This window comes from Natronobacillus azotifigens (genome assembly GCF_026805325.1).
Lineage (GTDB): Bacteria > Bacillota > Bacilli > Bacillales > Amphibacillaceae > Natronobacillus > Natronobacillus azotifigens.
On record NZ_JAPRAT010000034.1, the window covers coordinates 13614 to 32425 of the forward strand.

At 37.3% G+C, this 18812-nt stretch carries 13 protein-coding genes; 10 read left to right on the forward strand and 3 right to left on the reverse strand.

Features of this window, described 5'->3' with window-relative positions:
• Positions 1-99 precede the first annotated feature (99 nt).
• Positions 100-1122 carry a LacI family DNA-binding transcriptional regulator gene (locus OWO01_RS14165; RefSeq protein ID WP_268781144.1) on the reverse strand — a complete coding sequence of 341 codons (1023 nt, stop codon included), beginning with the start codon at positions 1120-1122 and terminating at the stop codon, positions 100-102.
• 502 nt (positions 1123-1624) lie between these two features.
• Between OWO01_RS14165 and OWO01_RS14170 the strand changes: the two genes are divergently transcribed.
• Positions 1625-3388, forward strand: coding sequence for an alpha-glycosidase (locus tag OWO01_RS14170; RefSeq protein ID WP_268781120.1), 1764 nt, complete (start codon positions 1625-1627; stop codon positions 3386-3388).
• Between the two features lie 582 nt (positions 3389-3970).
• On the forward strand, positions 3971-4519 hold the full coding sequence (locus OWO01_RS14175; protein ID WP_268781121.1) for an NAD(P)H-dependent oxidoreductase: 549 nt from the start codon (positions 3971-3973) through the stop codon (positions 4517-4519).
• A 217-nt stretch (positions 4520-4736) separates the two neighbouring features.
• On the opposite strand, the gene gdhA is transcribed toward OWO01_RS14175, so the two are convergent.
• Entirely contained in the window at positions 4737-6092 is a 1356-nt protein-coding gene (gdhA, locus tag OWO01_RS14180) for an NADP-specific glutamate dehydrogenase (protein WP_268781122.1), read from the reverse strand.
• A 547-nt stretch (positions 6093-6639) separates the two neighbouring features.
• Between gdhA and OWO01_RS14185 the strand changes: the two genes are divergently transcribed.
• The 6 genes from OWO01_RS14185 (at position 6640) to OWO01_RS14210 (ending at position 14557) form a co-directional block, all read left to right on the forward strand.
• The gene (locus OWO01_RS14185) at positions 6640-9309 is read left to right on the forward strand and encodes a cation-transporting P-type ATPase (protein WP_268781123.1); all 2670 of its coding nucleotides are present in this window, start codon (positions 6640-6642) and stop codon (positions 9307-9309) included.
• Positions 9310-9421: 112 nt separating this feature from the next.
• Positions 9422-10594 carry a TraB/GumN family protein gene (locus OWO01_RS14190; protein WP_268781124.1) on the forward strand — a complete coding sequence of 391 codons (1173 nt, stop codon included), beginning with the start codon at positions 9422-9424 and terminating at the stop codon, positions 10592-10594.
• A 266-nt stretch (positions 10595-10860) separates the two neighbouring features.
• Entirely contained in the window at positions 10861-11844 is a 984-nt protein-coding gene (locus OWO01_RS14195; RefSeq protein ID WP_268781125.1) for an arsenic resistance protein, read from the forward strand.
• Between the two features lie 20 nt (positions 11845-11864).
• A complete protein-coding gene (locus OWO01_RS14200; protein WP_268781126.1) occupies positions 11865-12299 on the forward strand; it encodes an OsmC family protein in 435 nt (144 codons plus the stop codon).
• A 716-nt stretch (positions 12300-13015) separates the two neighbouring features.
• A complete protein-coding gene (locus OWO01_RS14205; RefSeq protein ID WP_268781127.1) occupies positions 13016-13738 on the forward strand; it encodes a TspO/MBR family protein in 723 nt (240 codons plus the stop codon).
• Between the two features lie 69 nt (positions 13739-13807).
• Positions 13808-14557 (forward strand): type II CAAX endopeptidase family protein, encoded by a 750-nt coding sequence (locus tag OWO01_RS14210; RefSeq protein WP_268781128.1) that lies wholly within the window; start codon positions 13808-13810, stop codon positions 14555-14557.
• 37 nt (positions 14558-14594) lie between these two features.
• Here the strand turns inward: OWO01_RS14210 and OWO01_RS14215 are convergent, their stop codons facing one another.
• The gene (locus OWO01_RS14215; protein ID WP_268781129.1) at positions 14595-16109 is read right to left on the reverse strand and encodes an aminotransferase class V-fold PLP-dependent enzyme; all 1515 of its coding nucleotides are present in this window, start codon (positions 16107-16109) and stop codon (positions 14595-14597) included.
• A 202-nt stretch (positions 16110-16311) separates the two neighbouring features.
• On the opposite strand from OWO01_RS14215, the gene OWO01_RS14220 reads away from it, so the two are divergent.
• Positions 16312-16923, forward strand: a complete 612-nt coding sequence (locus OWO01_RS14220) for a YpjP family protein (protein WP_268781130.1) — start codon at positions 16312-16314, stop codon at positions 16921-16923.
• Positions 16924-17311: 388 nt separating this feature from the next.
• Entirely contained in the window at positions 17312-18658 is a 1347-nt protein-coding gene (locus tag OWO01_RS14225; protein ID WP_268781131.1) for an IS4 family transposase, read from the forward strand.
• Positions 18659-18812 lie beyond the last annotated feature (154 nt).

Sequence of the window (18812 nt, forward strand, 5' to 3'; positions counted from 1 at the left end):
CATTTATAAAAATATCTAAAGGTAGTAACTTAACTTCTTTTGAAAACACTTTCAAAAGAAGTTAAGTTCGTAAATTCAATCGTAAAAGCAACTTGATTGTTAATTTATATTTTTTGTAGAGTTTCGAAACTTGATTGAATATGGGATAATAATTCGTTTGGCAGGTTCTTCTTTGTGCTTTAATTTTTCAATTAAACACTTGGCAGATTGAACACCTAACATATAAATTTGAATATCAACCGTTGTAAGAGCTGGGCGAATAAGCTCTGATAAGTAAAGATTGTTAAAACTAGTAATCGATACGTCTTCTGGACAGTCGACACCAAATTCTTCAAGCATATTGATAACACCTAAGCTCATCATATCATCAGCGATTACCATAGCCGTTGGTGGCTTTTTTAGCGAGAATAATCGTTCAACGGCTTTTCTACCACTAGATCGTAAAAACTCATCATGAACAATATAGTCATCTTTAAAGTCTAAATTCGCTTTCTTTAGTGCGGAACGATAACCACGCAAACGGTCCATTGTCACGACAAGATCTGTTGTTCCACCGATGAAGGCTATATGTCGATGACCGTAGTCGATTAAATGATTGGTTAATTCTAGGCTTGCATGATAATTATCATTGTCAACATATGTAATTCTGCTTTCTTGTTCATATGGTTTACCAATAACAACAAAAGGAAAATTTGCTTCAACAAGGAAGTCCATAATTGGATCAGCCACACGGGAATATAGTAATATCATCCCATCAACTCGATTTCCGTATACCATTCGTTTAACCTCTTCAAATAATTGCTCGTCATTCCCACCTGTAGAAACGTAAAGGGAATATTCTGTTTCATGAGCCGTACTACCAATCCCTCTTAAAACCTCTGGGAAAAAGGGGTTTTGTAATGCCGTTTCAGCAGAAGAGGGCATAATTACTCCGATTGCTTGTGAGGAACGAACGGCTAAATTACGTGCATTAACATTTGGATAATATCCAAGCTCCTTCATTGCTTTTCTAACCCTTTTTTTCGTATCTAAACTTATTCGAGAACTGTCTGCAATTACCCGAGAAACTGTGGACGGAGCCACATTTGCTCTTTTTGCAACATCTTTAATTGTAACAACCATACACTCTTCATCCTCTATATAATAATCAAAAATCATTCTATACAATAAATCATCTGTCGTAACTGAATTTAAAATGCTTTCCATTGATAAAATCGTATATAAGTCCTATTATATACAAAGTAAATTGCTTTGAAAACAGCTTCAGAGGAAATACTGACAGAATATTATCAACCATATTGTGAAAAAAGAAAAAACAAATCAAAAGATATTGAATATTCTTGCTGGCATCTTCGTGCAAACGAATGCGCTTTTGGTTGAAAAAAGCAGGTGAAATAATAATTACCGGTTATTTCGAAAAAATATGCACGAAAGATATTGACGACTCAAACCGAAATGTATATAATAAACGTTAACAATTGAAGGGCAATGTAGAGAAACAACCCCGGCTTATTTTTTCTATAGTTCTTATCAAAAAGAACCAGTAGAAATAAGTCGGTTTTTTTGATTAGGTAATGAAATCGTTTGCGCGAATGGATGAAAACTATTGATAGGAGAGTGTAAAATGTTTAGAGAAGCGATTTATCATCGTCCACTTAATGAATATGCCTACGCGTATGATGAAGAAACCTTTCATATTATGTTGCGTACAAAAGCTAATGATGTAAATGACGTCACCTTAATTCATGGTGATCCTTATGATTTCGAAAAAGAGACATGGAGATACCAAAAAACAGAAATGACGAAAACAGGTTCAACGCAATATTTTGATTATTGGAAAGTAGCAATACGTCCATCTTTTAAACGATTACGGTACGCATTTCAATGCCAATCCTTAAATGGTGATGCTGTTATTTATACAGAACGTGGTTTTTTCGATCACCCTCCAGCAGACATAGGAAACTACTTTTGCTTGCCGTTTTTGCATGCTATTGATTCCTTTCAAGCACCAGAATGGGTGAAAGACACCGTTTGGTATCAGATTTTCCCTGAACGTTTTGCCAATGGTGATCCAACAAATGATCCAGCGAATACCCTACCTTGGGGGAGTGCTGCTCCAGCAGTAGATTCTTTTTTTGGGGGAGATTTCCAAGGTGTTATTAATCATCTTGATCATCTTGAGAAGCTTGGGATAACAGGGATTTACTTTTGCCCAATATTCAAAGCACCAACGAACCACAAGTACGATACGGTTGATTATATGGAAATCGATCCGCAATTTGGGGATAAAAAAACATTTAAACGTCTTGTAAAAGCATGTCATGAAAGAGGAATTCGTGTCATGTTAGATGCGGTGTTTAATCACAGCGGATATTATTTTGAACCTTTTCAAGATGTTTTGCGACTTGGTGAGCATTCGGAATATAAAGATTGGTTTCATATAAGAAATTTCCCTATTGAAACGGCTCCTATCCCTAACTACGATGCATTTGGCTTTGTAGCGAATATGCCGAAATTGAATACGGCAAACCCAAAAGTGAAGGAATATTTATTACAGGTAGCTCGCTATTGGATTGAAGAGTTTGATATTGATGGCTGGCGTCTAGATGTTGCCAATGAAGTTGATCATGCTTTCTGGCGTGATTTTCGTCAAGTGGTCAAACAAGCAAAGCCTGATGCCTATATTTTAGGGGAGATATGGCACGATTCCATGCCATGGCTTCAAGGGGATCAATTTGATGCAGTAATGAATTATCCTTTTACTCATGGTGTTATCGAATTTTTTGCAAAGCATGCGATGAATTCTTTGGAGTTCAGAGATAGTATTACCAATGTACTTCACATGTACCCGCAAAATGTAAATGAACAAGCTTTTAATTTATTAGATAGCCATGACACCGCGCGTATATTATCATTAGCTAAAGGCGTTAAAGCTCGTGTTCGTTTAATGTATATTTTTCAACTTTCTTTTATTGGCACGCCTTGTTTATATTATGGGGATGAAATTGGAATGACAGGTGAAAATGATCCCGGTTGCCGTGCTTGTATGGAATGGGACCCTTCAAATCAGGATCAAGACTTATTCAAGTTTGTTCAACAGTTAATTTCTATGCGAAAAGCTTATGATGCCTTTGGAAATGGAACAACGTTTAAATTTTTGGATACAGAAGAACAGGAAAATATTGTTGTTTATGTGAAAGAGACAAAAGAAGAACGTTTGATTTTTGTCTTAAACAATTGTGAACAAGCCTATAGTTTAGAAATAAGTGAGTTAGCAGGTTTTAAAGGAAAAGAGCTATTTAGTGAACAGGAAATTCAATTTGATAAACAAGCGAAAATTTCACTTGTTCCGTATGGTTATAGATGCTATCATCAACAAAAAAACTAAGCTTAGAAACGTGAGGCTGAAATCAGTTGTTTTTTCTTTACGTATCACATGGAGATAAAAATTCTGGAGCAACCGTCCGTAAGCCTCCATTTCAAAGCAACGAGAATATCAAGTTGTTAACGTGGAAGTAACCTACGCCAGCATCCCGAATTATTCAAGGGCCTTTAGGTCATCCATTAGGACTAACAATCAGGGGGGGGACACCTAAAAAACTCCCGCTGATTGAAGTTTCACTTTATGGTAAAACAGGTTGTGAGACAAAAATCGAAAAGACCCATAATCAACCTGAACGGTGATCATGGGTCTTTTATAATTCAATATGTGAGCATGTAGCCAGTATTATTCATGTCAAAGTTTATCATCTAAAAAATAATGATGAAGAAAGTTACAACAAAAATAATCGCTAAAAAACTTCTAAAGTCAATCAACGGTATGCCTTTCATGCCCATCAACTCCAATTAAGTGTTAAAGCTATTATAACACATATATCCGATAAGTATAGTAAGGAATAAAAAAATAACATGATTTTCAGGTGTAGAGCATAAACTTCCTTGAGTAACATAGTTACTGGAGGGAGTAGAAATGAAAAATATATTTATCATTAATGGACATCAAGCATACCCAAATAGTCCAGGAGATTTAAACAGAACGATTTTTGACGAAATGGTAAAGAAATTAGCAACAAAGTATCATGTGCAGACAACAATTGTTGATGAAGGCTATTTATTAGACGAAGAACGAGAAAAGTTCCAATGGGCAGACTATATTATTTACCAGACGCCAATTTTTTGGTTTAGTATCCCTGGCAAATTTAAAACGTATTTTGATCAAGTTTATAAGTCAGGTATCTTTTTTAAAGGAGATAAAGGATATGGCCAAGGGGGACTATTCATTGATAAGCGGTACATGTTTTCGACTACTTGGAATGCTCCAGAAGATCAGTTTTCTACACATGCAGGATTTTTCCAAGGGAAGAATGTTGATGAAGCACTTTTCCACTTGCACCGCACGCAAGCATTTTTAGGGATGAAGCCTTTTAAAACTTTCTCTGTTCATAATGTCGTGAAAAAGCCAGAGGTGGATAAATATCTAGTGGACTTGGATAAACATCTGGAAGAGATTTTTTTCTGATGTAGGAAAAAATTCACTTCATTTCTTATGGTGATGCAAAAGATTTTCTAGTATAACAAGTAGGGTCTGATGGTGACAAGCGAACGCTTTTCACCATCAGACCGTTAACAATATAGCTTCTTATTGTTTTTAAAAGGATCGGGTGGTTTTCCCGGTTTATTTTAAAAGTAGTCTTGTTTTACTTAGCTATGCATGCTGTTCTTATAGTGTTTCTTTCTTAGATGACTCCTTGAGCTACCATTGCATCTGCTACTTTAAGGAAACCAGCAATGTTCGCACCTACGACTAAGTTTCCTGGACGACCATAGTTTGCTGCGGCTTCCACACTGTTTTTATAAATGTTTTTCATGATTTCTTGAAGTTTCTCGTCAACTTCTTCAAACTTCCATGCAAGTCTGGCACTGTTTTGTGCCATCTCCAAAGCAGATACAGCTACTCCACCAGCATTTGCTGCTTTAGCAGGGCCAAATAAAACATCGTTGTCTAAAAAGACGTCAATCGCTTCTAGTGTAGAAGGCATATTTGCTCCCTCTGCCACTGCCTTTACTCCGTTTGATACTAATGTTTTAGCAGACTCTTCACTTAATTCGTTTTGTGTTGCACAAGGTAATGCTACATCACAAGGGATGGACCAAATACTTTCGAATCCTTCGGTAAATGTTGCATTAGGACGTTCGTTAACATATTCTTTAATTCTTTTTCTTTCGACTTCTTTTAGTCGTTTTACAGTAGCTAAATCGATTCCGTTTTCATCATGAATAAATCCATTAGAATCACTACAAGCCACTACTTTAGCGCCGAGTTCCATTGCTTTTTCCATCGCATAGATCGATACATTACCAGAACCAGAAACAACAACCGTTTTTCCTTTTAGGCTATCTCCGCGACCTTTTAACATTTCTTGCACAAAATAAACCGTTCCATAACCAGTAGCTTCTGTTCGTGCTAAACTACCACCAAATCCAATGCCTTTCCCAGTTAAAACGCCTGCTTGGTTCCCGCCACGCATTTTCTTATATTGGCCAAATAGATAACCAACTTCACGACCACCTACACCAATATCACCAGCAGGTACATCCGTGTCAGGTCCGATGTGTTTAGACAGTTCACTCATAAAGCTCTGACAGAAACGCATGATCTCGTTATCTGACTTTCCTTTCGGATCAAAATCTGATCCACCTTTACCGCCACCAATAGGTTGTCCAGTTAAAGAGTTTTTAAAGATCTGTTCAAAGCCTAGAAACTTAATGATACTTGCATTAACAGATGGGTGGAAACGCAAACCACCTTTGTATGGACCGATTGCACTATTGAACTGCACACGGAATCCACGGTTTACTTGTACTTTCCCTTCGTCATCTACCCATGGAACACGGAAAGAAATAATTCGCTCAGGCTCAACCATTCTTTCTAATATTCCTTGTTCGATATATCCAGGGTGTTTCTCAAACACCGGAACAAGCGAGTCAAAGATCTCTTTGACAGCTTGGTGGAACTCATTTTCATTTGGATTACGTTTCTTTACTGTTTCGTAAACCTCATTTACATAGTTTTCTGCAGTCTGATTAGACATATTTGCTTTCCCCTTCCTATATATGTAAGTTCTAAATTGTCAAATAATTTCGAACTTAATCATTACTATTTAGTTTATAAGATGTAAGAAAAAATAACAATACAAATGAGCCATAAGAACAATCTCAAAATAAGATGATTTAACGTTATTATTCCCATATTCGACAATTTTATCTTGGATGAAAGAGGAAATGTGAACAAAAAAACGTTTATTATGTTGTTATGAGATTGAATTAATTGATTCTATAGATTTTTTAAAATATCACATTACTATTATTTGCTTCTATAGAACTATAAGTATACTGGAGTATAGGTTTTAAAGGGAAAGAAAAAAGGTAGAGCCATTATGAATAGTTTATCCGAGAGCAGCTGTCCATAAAATTCGTACTTTAATACAAGAAAAAGTTGTTTAGGTATGTGTAGCGGACGATAGCACATCGAAGGCTTCTGGGGTGTTTGGGTCATATGCTAGAACTAACATCATGGGAATACACCGGTTGAAGTTTTACATTAAGCAATGAATTTCTATAATGAGGGAGTAGTCTTGCATGTCAGATACAAAATGGTTTGATAAAGATACGAAAGAGATAGAAGAAGAACTGAAAACAGATCTAGACAATGGCTTAACCGAGCAAGATGCAGAGCATCTACTTGAAGAATGGGGGAACAATGAACTGCCAGAAGGGGAGAAAGATCCAGAATGGCTAAAGTTCATTAAACATTTTAGTGATGTGTTAATTTATATCTTATTAGTAGCGGCAGTGGTAACGTTTGTGTTAGGTCACTATGTTGACACCATTGTTATTTTATTGGTGGCTATTATCAATGCATTAATTGGCTATATCCAAGAACGTAAGGCAGAGAAGGCACTAGAAGGAATCAAAAAGATGCTTTCTCTAGAAGCAACGGTAATTCGAGATGGTGAACAAACAGAAATTGCATCAGCCGATCTTGTTCCGGGTGATGTTGTGATAGTGAATGCTGGGGATAAAATTCCTGCAGATATTCGATTAGCGGTAACAAATAATTTACAGGTGGAAGAATCAGCGTTAACAGGAGAATCAACGTCAGTAGAAAAAAGCACGGAAACCTTACCAGAAGATACGCCACTAGGTGATCGGGTGAATATGGCGTTTTCTGGTACTTCCGTAGCTTCTGGTTCAGGGAAAGGGATCATTGTTGCAACAGGTGAAAATACCGAAATTGGGAAGATAAATACCTCCATATCAGAAGTGGAAGAGATCCAAACACCACTGTTAAGACAGACAGATAAATTTGGCAAGATGATCTCGGTAGTTATCGTAGGATTAGCTATCTTATTATTTATTTTTGGATTGTTAATTCATGATTATGAATGGGGTGAGTTACTGTTATCGGTAATTGGTTTGACGGTTGCCTCCATACCAGAAGGGTTACCAGCGATATTAACCATTATTCTCTCGTTAGGTGTACAAGCAATGGCCAGAAATAATGCAATTATGCGGAATTTACCTTCTGTTGAAACCTTAGGTGCTGTTTCTGTCATTTGTTCTGATAAAACGGGGACATTAACGAAAAATGAAATGACGGTACAAAGTGTTATACTAAAGGATCGTGAGCTCCGTGTGTCTGGAACAGGATATGCTCCTGAAGGTAAGATAACAGAGAATGATCAAGAGGTTGATGTAGCAGAAGATGAAGCACTAAAAGAATTCTTAACCAGTGTCTTAACAATTAATGAAACCACGCTAAGTCAAGATGAAGATGATAAGTGGGTGATTAGTGGGGAACCAACAGAAGGTTGTTTGGTGACATTGGCTGAAAAAGCAAATAAGAAGATAGATCGCCTAGAGATTATATCAAAAATACCTTTCGACTCTTCTTATAAGTACATGGCAGGATTAGTAGAAGTTAATGGTGAGAAATTCATCTACGTAAAAGGTGCACCGGATCGCTTGTTTGAAATGGCAAACGTAAAAGATGGAACAGAAGAGCGTGAAAATTGGGAAGATAAAGTGTTAAGTCGTTCACGTGAAGGGGAACGGGTAATAGGTGCAGCTGTAAAGCAAGTAGATGCATCCATAACAGAGATTGATCATGAAGAAGTAAGTGAGGGTTTAACCATACTTGGACTTGCAGGAATTATGGATCCACCACGTGAAGAAGCAATCGAAGCGGTCAAAGAGTGTAAGCGTGCAGGTATTCAAGTGAAAATGATTACGGGTGATCACAAGGAAACTGCGATTGCAATTGCTCGGAAAATGGGGATTACGGAAAATGAACGGGCAATCGAAGGTAGTGAACTTGATAAACTTTCCGAAGAAGAATTACAAAAAATAGTCGAAGAAACAGATGTTTTTGCAAGAACAAGTCCGGAGAATAAGTTGCAATTAGTTCAAGCTTTACAAGCCAATGGTCATATCAATGCGATGACGGGTGATGGGGTAAATGATGCACCAGCATTAAAACGTTCAGACATTGGTGTTGCTATGGGGATTAAAGGTACGGAAGTTGCAAAAGAGGCCTCAGAAATGGTATTGGTCGATGATAACTTCAAAACCATTGTTAACGCTGTTCGCGAAGGTCGCCGTGTTTATCATAATTTAAAGAAAACGATTCTTTTTATTCTGCCTACGAATGGTGCTGAAGCATTCTTAGTAATGTCAGCATTGCTAATGGGTATTCAAATGCCTCTAACTCCAGTTCAGATTTTATATGTGAATATGGTCACCGCAGTAACAGTAGCATTGGCACTGGCTTTTGAGGAATTGGAAGTAGGGGCAATGGACCGCAAGCCTCGAAGTAAGGATTCAAGGTTACTGAGTTCCTATTACATCTTTCGGATAATTTTTGTTGCGTTATTAATCGGGGTTTCTATCTTATTGATGAACCAAAACATGGCGGGAGCAGGTACTGACGAAATCGAAGTCGTTCGTACGGTAACGTTGCAAGCACTAGTTTTTGGTAAGTTGTTTCACATGTTCAATGTTCGTAATGAAAGACATTTTGCTATTGATAAAAAATTCTTCACCAACAAAGCAGCGTTTATTGTTTCAGGAGTATTAATTGTGATTCAACTAGCTGTAACTTATGTGCCGTTTCTCTATACCGCGTTGGGATTGGCGCCAATTTCTCCAGAATATTGGGTGTTTCCAATTATCATTGGAGTGATGATATTTGTTGTTGTAGAGATTGAAAAAACCATTACAAGAAAAATTGTCGGCTCATATAAGAAATAGATCGTTTGAGCAAAAAAGGTGGTGAACAAATTGTTCACTACTTTTTTGTATTCAAGGATTAGGAAATGCTATATACTAGGCAGTAAAGAACAGGTTAAAGGAAGGTACATATATGTCAGAGGAGAAGCAAAATATCACGAGAATCGTTCAAAATAACAAAGAATATATTTTGATTGGAACAGCACATGTTTCGAAGCATAGTGCTGACCTAGTAAAAGATATTATTGAACAAGAACAACCAGATGCAGTCTGTGTGGAGCTAGATGAACAGCGGTATCGTTCGATACAGGACGGAAGTAAGTGGAAGGACATGGACATTTTTAAAGTGATTAAAGAGAAAAAAGCTACACTGTTATTAATGAACTTAGCCATTTCTTCTTTTCAAAAAAGGATTGCGAAACAATTTAACATCGAAGCTGGTCAAGAGATGATCCAAGGAATTAAGTCTGCAGAAGAAGTAGGGGCATCTTTAGTTTTGGCCGATCGAAACATTCAGATTACATTCTCTAGAGTTTGGGCTGGTGTTGGGTTTAAAGGGAAAATGATGCTGTTGACTCAAGTAATGACAGGGATTTTCTCTAATGAGACGATTACAGAAGAAGAATTAGAAAAGATGAAAAGTCAAGATTCAATTGATAGCATTTTAAGAGAGTTTACCGAGTATTTCCCTAGATTAAAAAAGCCACTAATCGATGAGAGAGATCAGTACTTAGCGGAAAAAATTAAACAAGCTCCTGGGAAGAAGATTATTGCTGTATTAGGAGCTGCGCACGTTCCAGGTATTACAAAGGAACTTGAAAAAGAACATGACCTAGACGACCTAAACCGTGTGCCAGCAAAATCAAAACTTCCTAAAATTATTGGCTGGTCTATTCCCGTTTTGATCGTCTCCATTATTTTAGCGACGTTTTGGTTAAATCCTGAAGCGGGTTGGCAGCAAATGCAAAGGTGGCTAGTCTGGAATGGAACGTTTTCTGCGCTCGGTGTTATCGTGGGACTTGGTCATCCACTAGCTGTTTTAACTGCTTTGCTCGCCGCACCGATCACATCATTGAATCCATTAATGGCAGCAGGTTGGTTTGCAGGATTTGTTCAGGCATATGTGAAACGACCTCAAGTTTCTGATTTTGAGCAGTTAAGTGAGGATGTTTATACGGTAAAAGGTTTTTGGCGAAATAAAGTAACGAGAATATTATTAATTATTGTCTTAGCTAATTTAGGAAGTACATTAGGGACAATTATAGCCGGAACGGATGTTGTTCGATTATTTATGAATAATTTATAGTGTGAAAAAAAGCTATTGGGATTTTTATCATCCTAATAGCTTTTTTTTTGTTGATTAGAAAGGAGAATTCGCTAAATCCGTATTGATTTTGGATAACAGATCAAAGGAAATGGGCTACTTTTGGTTAATACCAACAACTTCAAAGTTGTGTTAACTAGGCAATTCACTCATTTTTTACTTTTAGAAACAAAGACGTTGACAAATAATCATATACCCCTTATAGTATTTATATACCCCTAGGGGTAAAGAAGAAAAGAGGTGACAAATTGAATCGACTGTATATATTTCCACAAAAATATTTATTGATTAGTGTTCCGTTGACCCTGATCTTTGGTTTTGCTTTTGGTCTGATGATGGATACCCGTGTTCTTCAGCCAACAATTTTGATCGCTACGATTATTATGATCTATGCTACAATGATTGGTTTTAACTTGAAAGAATTGACAACGTTGAAAGGATCAAAGGTATTAGGGTTCTCTATGCTTATCAATTTTTTGATCGTTCCCCTTGTTGCTTATCTTTTAGGTAGAACATTATTGCACTCTTATCCAGTTATGTTTGCGGGATTAGCTTTGTCCGCGTTGTTACCTACGAGTGGGATGACCATTTCTTGGACCGCCTTACAAAAAGGTAATGTGCCAGCTGCAGTGAAATTGACCGTATTTGGGTTGGTTTTAGGATCTTTATTGACGCCATGGTATTTATTAATGATGGTAGGTCAGTATGTAGAAGTAGATATTTTAGGGACATTTCGAACGATATTAATGGTGGTATTTGTACCAATGATCTTAGGCCATATCACCTTTAAGCTTATCCTAAAAAAATACTCATTACCTGAGTTTCAAAAGAAAGTGAAACCAGCTTTCGCTCCATTAAGTATTTGGGCGATGTTGTATGTCGTTTTTGTAAGTGTCAGTATGAGGGCTGAAATGATTGTGAATAACCTACATTTATTGCTTATTGCCGCAATCGTATTACTTTTGTTTTATGTGATTAATTTTGTCATTAGTACCCTTGTTGCGGTTCGATTTTTTAATCGCTCCGATGGTATTGCGTTAGTAAATGGAACGGTTTTGAGAAATCTGTCCATTGCGATTGGTTTAGCAGCTACTGCTTTTGGTGCGGAAGCGGCCTTACTTGTTACCATAGCGTTCATTGTCCAACAACAAGGGATTGCCTATTATGGCAAATTAGCGAGTAAGCGGTGGTTTAGAGATTCAGAAACGAGCAGATTAGTAGAAAAAAAATAAATGATAAAGGATGATTACCAATGAAAAAAATGAAATTTAACGTAAATGCACAGTCAGAAGGATTAACACTGAAAGCAAAGGCAGGGAAGCATGAAATTGTTTTGGATGAAGGAGCACAAATGGGTGGAAAAGATCTAGGTCCCAATCCGTTACAAAATGTATTAGCAGCACTTGCATCTTGTGAAAATGTCACAGGTCATATCATCGCTAGAGAAATGAACTTTGATTTACAACAGATAGAATTTTCCATTACAGGTGAATTCGATCCACGTGGTTTTATGGGAGATCCAAATATCCGTCCATACTTTGAAACGATTACAGTTGAAGCAAAAGTAACCACCAATGAGCCAGAGGAACGTCTCAATGAGCTACAAGCAAAAGTCGAAGCTCGTTGCCCTGTATATACGCTTCTAAAAGCAGCTGATGTGAAACTAAATGATTCATGGATAAAGTGAAACTTCAATCAGTGGGGGTTTTTAGGTATTCCCCCACTGATTGTTAGCCCTAAAGGATGACCTAAAGGCCCTTGAACCATTCGGGGTGCTAGCGTCCGTTACTCCCACCTAAACAACTTGATATTCTCGTTATTTTGAAGTGGGAGTCTTACGGACGGTTGCTCCGGGATAAAAGCATAAATACAAGTATCAAGCATACAAGCATTGTCTTGTATGCTTTTTTACCCTATAGGAAAGTAGTCCGAAAAAGAAGTTGATTCGGACAGAATTGAGTAAAAGCAAGAGAAAGTAGTCCGAAAAAGAGTTTGATTCGGACAGAATTGAGTAAAAACAAGAGAAAGTAGTCCGAAAAAGAGTTTGATTCGGACAGGATTGGGCAAAAGCAAGAGAAAGTAGTCCGAAAAAGAGTTTGATTCGGACAGGATTGAGCAAAAACAAGAGAAAGTAGTCCGAAAAAGAAGTTGATTCGGACAGAATTGAGTAAAAGCAAGGGGAAGTAGTCCGAAAAAGTGATTTATCGGAGGGTGGTTAATAGTTTTAGGTAGAATAATTAAAGGGTTTGCTATTCTCGTTAAATGGGAATAAACATTATACAATCTCTGCTGTAATGTTCAGTAGCATAAGTGATAGGGATACTAGGAAAAGATTAAGAATAGTATATTCATAGTAAAATAGAGGAAAGGAATGATCGTATGGTAACTAATGAAGGAGACGGGATGAAGAGGTTTTGGTTAAATGCAAGTTTTCTCGCTGCAGTAATCATTGTAAATGCGTTGGCAAACATATTACCGATTAACGGATATAATACAGGAGAAATTTCTGATCGTATTGAAGTATTGTTTACCCCAGCTGGTTATGTATTTAGTATTTGGGGAATCATTTACTTGTTATTGTTCACATGGGTCATGCGCCAATGGCCGGAACAACGTCGCGATCTACCGCTTTATCGAGATACAGCAGTATTATTTTGGGTTAGCTCCATCTTAAATATTAGTTGGCTTTTATTATGGCATTATCAATTTTTTGGTGCTACTGTTGTCGTAATGATAGGCCTATTATTAACGCTGATCTATTTATATAAGAAGGTACAAACAAGAGCGAAAACTTTTTTTGATTTATTGCCTTTTTCTGTTTATCTTGGTTGGATTAGTGTAGCAACTATTGCCAATATCAGTTATTACTTGGTTGAGTTGGGCTGGGAAGGTTTTGGGCTATCTGATCAAATTTGGACAATCATTATGCTTATTGTTTCAGCGGGGTTAGCTATCTGGTTCCGCTATCAACAAAATGATCTGGCTTTCCCACTTGTATTTGTCTGGGCAATTATAGGTATTGGTGTAGCGAATCAAGTAGATTATCCGATTGTAAGTGCAGCTTCCTATATTGTAGTAGGAATCATTATCATTATGTTGTTTATTGCGAGAAAAAGACCCTTCTAAATTCACACTTTATTTGAAAATTTTGTTATAATCAGTAGTGTGATTGACTTACTTTTAGGAGGAGTTCGTATGGAAGATAAAGAAAGAAATTTGATGGAACAGCAAAATGAGCCTCTCGAACAGCTGGATAAAGCACCTAATTCCATCACATGGGGAGTGGTACTCTCATTTATTTTAGTCTATCTAGGTTTAGCAATTGGAACTGGTGTTTTCCTCATATTTTCACTAGCTATTGTTGGTCTAACACAGTACGCAGATGTATTATTACGCAGTCATTATGCTATTTTATTTGATGCACTAGCATTTTTTCTTGCGCTATTGATTTTCAAAAAAATCCGTTTCTATTTGAGAGGTTCATTTTCCTTTCATCCCATGAAAAAAGTAAAAACATATGGCTATTTAGTAGCTGCTTTTATTTTTGTTTATCTCGCCCAAACTTTAATATTGGATGTGTTGGAATGGGAAGAGGCGGGTAGTCAAGTAGATACCTTTGGTTTTGAGAACATTCCCCTAAATGGGATAAATATTTTCATTATTATCTTATCCTTTACAATTGTCACACCGATCTTAGAAGAAATTCTTTTTCGAGGTATCATTTATCGGTTCTTGCGTGATAAATATGGTAGTTGGATTGGTGTATTCGTATCTTCCCTTGTGTTTGGTGTTTTACATCCGGGACATATTCTTTCGGCAACAATCTCCGGTGTAGTTTTTGTGTTACTATACCGCCAATCCAAATCTTTAGTAGTCCCGATCATTTTTCATGTCGTTTGGAATATGTTTGCAATCTATGGGTTATTGTCACTGGTTGCACAATGATTCAGTTATTAATGAGATATCTTTACTTCGTTCGCATTTAGATGTAAAACAGCTGATTAATTGTGCTTTTTGTATTGTCGAATGAGTGAATAGAAGTAAAGGTATCTTTGTCTGATTCATAATAATAATCGGATCGCCAAGCCTCAATATTTTTCACAATCGATTGGATCGCAAATAAAATTGTTTGTAAATCATTGTTTGTCATTGTCGGATGTAGAGAAATTCGAACCCAACCTGGCTTTAATGACATATCCCCTTGCTCCGCTTTTTTGGTCATTTTATTTGAGGCTTTTTTTGATATATCGAGTAGGTGATGTCCATATGGACCAGCACAAGAACAGCCTCCACGTGCTTGAATCCCAAACCGATCATTTAACAATGTAACGAATAGATGATGATGGATGTCTCGAGCACAAAAAGATATAATGCCTAATTGATTGGACGCTGATCGCTCTCCACCTAAGATCGTGATCCGGTCCATCGCGTCTAACTGTGGGAGGAAGTAGGATAGCATTTCTTCTTCTCGTTGAAGAATAGCATTTGTACCCATTTCTTCTTTAAGTTGTATTGCTAAGGCTGCCTTGATTGTCTGGATAATAGCTGGTGTCCCGCCATCTTCCCTAGATTCAGTACCTTCTAGATAACAATACTCACCCCAATAATTTGTCCAAAGAACCGTTCCTCCACCTGGGTGATCAGGGATTTTATTATCGATTAAGGCTTCATCAACAAGTAAAACTCCACAAGATCCTGGTCCGCCAAGAAATTTATGAGGAGAGAAAAAGAGGCCATCTAATTTATCCATTGGATCATCGGGATGCATATTGATATCTACATACGGAGCAGAAGCAGCGAAATCAATAAAGCAAATACCATTATGCTTGTGCATCATACGAGCCAATTGTTGATACTTGGTTTTCAATCCTGTTACATTGGAACATGCAGTAAAGGCGCCGATTTTTGTTTTTCTGTTTCTGTATTTAATTAATAGTTGTTCCAATTCTTGTAGGTCAATACAACCATCGGAATCTGGCTGAAGCATAACCACATCACCGATCGTTTCTTGCCAAGATAAAGAATTTGAATGATGCTCCATGTGACTAATGAAAATGATTGGTCGATCTTCTTCTTGTAATGTAATCTGATTTTGTAGGTTACTTGGTGCGCGTAAACCAAGTAGGCGTTGCAATTTATTAACTGCCCCTGTTGCTCCAGTACCTGTGGATATTAAGACATCAGTATTGGATGCATGCACATGATCTTTAATGATTTGCTGTGCTTTGCGGTAAGCGATTGTAGTCACTTTACTTGATGTTGTGGACTCGGTGTGAGTGTTTCCGATAAATGGTCCAAGAAGATTAGATAGCTTTGATTCGATTGGTCGATAAAGCCTACCGCTGGCAGTCCAATCAGCATAAAGCATTTTTTTTGTCCCGTAAGCTGTTTGATATAATTTATTATTGCCGATGATATTTGCTCGAAACTTTTGAAAATATATTTCTAGATCACTAGTGTGTTTGGGATTATCAATAGTTCTCGTGTATTTAATCATAAAACCATCACCTGCTTTCCAGAATTCCTTACAGTTAAATTATGCAAAAATCAAAAAAATGTTTGGCTTTATGTTCCATTTTCTAATTTTTTTGTTACTAGTAGGTTAATCTTTTATTACAAAACAAATTAACAATAGACATTTTCGCCCTATGTGGTAAAATTTATAGTAATAACATAATCAAAAAAAGAGGAGGTATATCATGGCTATCTGGTTAAAAAGACTGTTTGTTGTATTCGTCACAATTATGACACTCGGATTTTACGTGCCACCAATTGATTTAGAGCCGAGTAATGATTCAAACGCTAAAGAAGTAGGGTCAGAGAAGAAACAAGAAGTTGATTTAGTTGATATACTTTATGATGAAACCTCCTCTTTCGCTACATATTCAGATACACATACGATTACGAAGGAAGAGCAAATTGCTTTGATCACTGATCAAGCAAAGGTGCAAACCTTAGAGAAGCTTGGACCGAGAATTGCAGAAAAAATTGATCAGGATTTTTTAACCGAGGTATTGCCTAGCATTGAAGAAACAATTGAAAACGTTTTAGCGGATTTAGATCAAGCGGATGTTAAGTATATTGAAATCGTGGAGAATACTAATCCGGGATACGGGGAAAAGATCTTTGACTTATATGATATGAGAGACGGAAAAGCTCTTGCAAAGTTTCACGTCAGAAGAGAAAACCGCCCACTAGATGGCTATTGGTTCAATTTTCATTACCATGAACAATTAGATAATTATGAAACTCACCACACGATCGGTGAAGTTTATTGGAGTAAAAATACTCCGCCAAAATGGATGAGTTAAAAAACGCTACTGAGAAATCAGTAGCGTTTTTTTACATAGCATAGGAAAACGTATGGGTGCTAAGAAAGAACTCGTGGTCCAAAGGCTTCTACAATCAATTAGTGAGAATAGAAAAGAACACGGCGTTCACTTTATACATGATACGCTTACATGCTTATACTTATTGGAGCGAGAAAGCGAAAATGTTGAATGAGAAATTCTCGTATTGGTTTATCCCGGAGCAATCGTCCGTAAGACTCCCACTTCAAAACAACGAGAATATCAAGTTTTTTAAGTGGGGGTAAAGGACGCTAGCACCCATAGCCGTCAAGCTAAGCGGTAAGATTTAAAATAACAGAAAAATACGGTAACCTAACAGATAAGAAATATTTATTTGGAGGGGTTTACGATGCATTTCACGAAGAAAATGGAGCCATTTATTCAAGCTGTTCATCAGGTGTTATCTGTTTCTAAGGTACGTCAATGGGCGCGTGATACAGGTTTTGTTCAACGTGAAAATAAATTAATGCCAGAGGATTTCTTAAGTATCTGTGCCTTTTTAAAACAAACAGTAGGCGCTGAAGGATTGAGCAAGCTGTGCGCAACGATCACGCGGTTATCTGGAACGGATATTTCGAAACAAGCTTTACATCAACGTTTCAATGAGAAAGGTGTTGCCTTTTTGAAGGGTATTTTTCTCGAGTTAGCTGAGCAGCAAAATCTTGTTGCACGTCCGTTATCTATCGATGATTTATTTTCTCGTATACGTATCTTAGACGCTACTTCTTTTGGTGTACCTACAAAGGATCCTTCTCACCCGGATGGCGCTAAAATTCAATTAGAATATGAACTATATCAAGGGAATTTCCTGCATACATTGCTTTATTCCCAAACAGACAGTGACCAATATGCGGCACGGGAATTGGCGGATACGATTGAACCAGGAGATCTTATCTTGCGGGATCTTGGTTACTTTTCTGGAGAACACTTGAAGAAAATAGAAAGTGCAGGCGGTTTTTATATCACGCGCGTTCCTTCCAATATGACGTTCTGGACATGGAATGAAAAAGGACAAAAGATACAAATCAAACCGGAAGAAGATGCAAAACAACTAAAGGCAGGAGAAACGATAGATTATGGGTGCATTCAAATCGGCAAGAAGGGGAAAAACACACTCCAAACACGAGTGGTTGTACAACAATTATCCGAGGAACAAAAAAAGAAAAGAGATGGGTATTTACAAAGAAGAAGGCGAAAAGGGGGCCATACCCAATCCGCCACCAAAAAAAATCAAATCCAAATCCTTACCACCAATATAACACAGGAGGAATTGGATGTTCAAGAGCTATACCCGATCTATTCCTTGCGTTGGCAAGTGGAGATTCTATTTAAAACATGGAAATCATTATTTGCCATCGATAAGGTACGAACAATGAATCCAGAACGGTTTGGATGCCATTTATACGGTACGTTAATTCATATCCTTCTATCGTCTATGGTCGCCTTTCAATGTCGGGATTATCTCTATCAAAAGCATCAGATTGAAGGAAGTGAGTACAAGTGTATCGATCATGCGAAAAGCGCGATTGAAGAGGAGAAGGGGCAAGCGCTGTATCATATCGCTTCCTTTATGGTATTGTTGCAGAATATTTATCAGAATGTGTACAGGCATGGAAGAAAAGACCATCGCTATCAGCATAAGAGTCCTTTTGACATTCTATATCTTACGTATGAACAAACGTTTAAAGCAGTATAGATGAATATTTTGATATTGTTAAAGCTTATTGCTTTTTAACATTTCGTTGATTGGAGAGGAAGGCATTCGACTCCTGCGGGAAAAGCGAAGACGATGAGACCCCACAGTGAGCGTTCTGTGCGAACGAGGAGGCTCAGCGCGAGCCCGCGGAAAG

Excerpts from the sequence above, each read along its gene's own strand:
- OWO01_RS14165 (WP_268781144.1), bottom strand. The coding sequence starts at position 1,122 with ATGGTTGTTACAATTAAAGATGTTGCAAAAAGAGCAAATGTGGCTCCG.
- OWO01_RS14190 (WP_268781124.1), top strand. The coding sequence starts at position 9,422 with ATGTCAGAGGAGAAGCAAAATATCACGAGAATCGTTCAAAATAACAAA.
- OWO01_RS14170 (WP_268781120.1), top strand. The coding sequence starts at position 1,625 with ATGTTTAGAGAAGCGATTTATCATCGTCCACTTAATGAATATGCCTAC.
- OWO01_RS14215 (WP_268781129.1), bottom strand. The coding sequence starts at position 16,109 with ATGATTAAATACACGAGAACTATTGATAATCCCAAACACACTAGTGAT.
- OWO01_RS14205 (WP_268781127.1), top strand. The coding sequence starts at position 13,016 with ATGAAGAGGTTTTGGTTAAATGCAAGTTTTCTCGCTGCAGTAATCATT.
- gdhA (WP_268781122.1), bottom strand. The coding sequence starts at position 6,092 with ATGTCTAATCAGACTGCAGAAAACTATGTAAATGAGGTTTACGAAACA.
- OWO01_RS14185 (WP_268781123.1), top strand. The coding sequence starts at position 6,640 with ATGTCAGATACAAAATGGTTTGATAAAGATACGAAAGAGATAGAAGAA.
- OWO01_RS14175 (WP_268781121.1), top strand. The coding sequence starts at position 3,971 with ATGAAAAATATATTTATCATTAATGGACATCAAGCATACCCAAATAGT.
- OWO01_RS14200 (WP_268781126.1), top strand. The coding sequence starts at position 11,865 with ATGAAAAAAATGAAATTTAACGTAAATGCACAGTCAGAAGGATTAACA.
- OWO01_RS14210 (WP_268781128.1), top strand. The coding sequence starts at position 13,808 with ATGGAAGATAAAGAAAGAAATTTGATGGAACAGCAAAATGAGCCTCTC.
- OWO01_RS14225 (WP_268781131.1), top strand. The coding sequence starts at position 17,312 with ATGCATTTCACGAAGAAAATGGAGCCATTTATTCAAGCTGTTCATCAG.
- OWO01_RS14220 (WP_268781130.1), top strand. The coding sequence starts at position 16,312 with ATGGCTATCTGGTTAAAAAGACTGTTTGTTGTATTCGTCACAATTATG.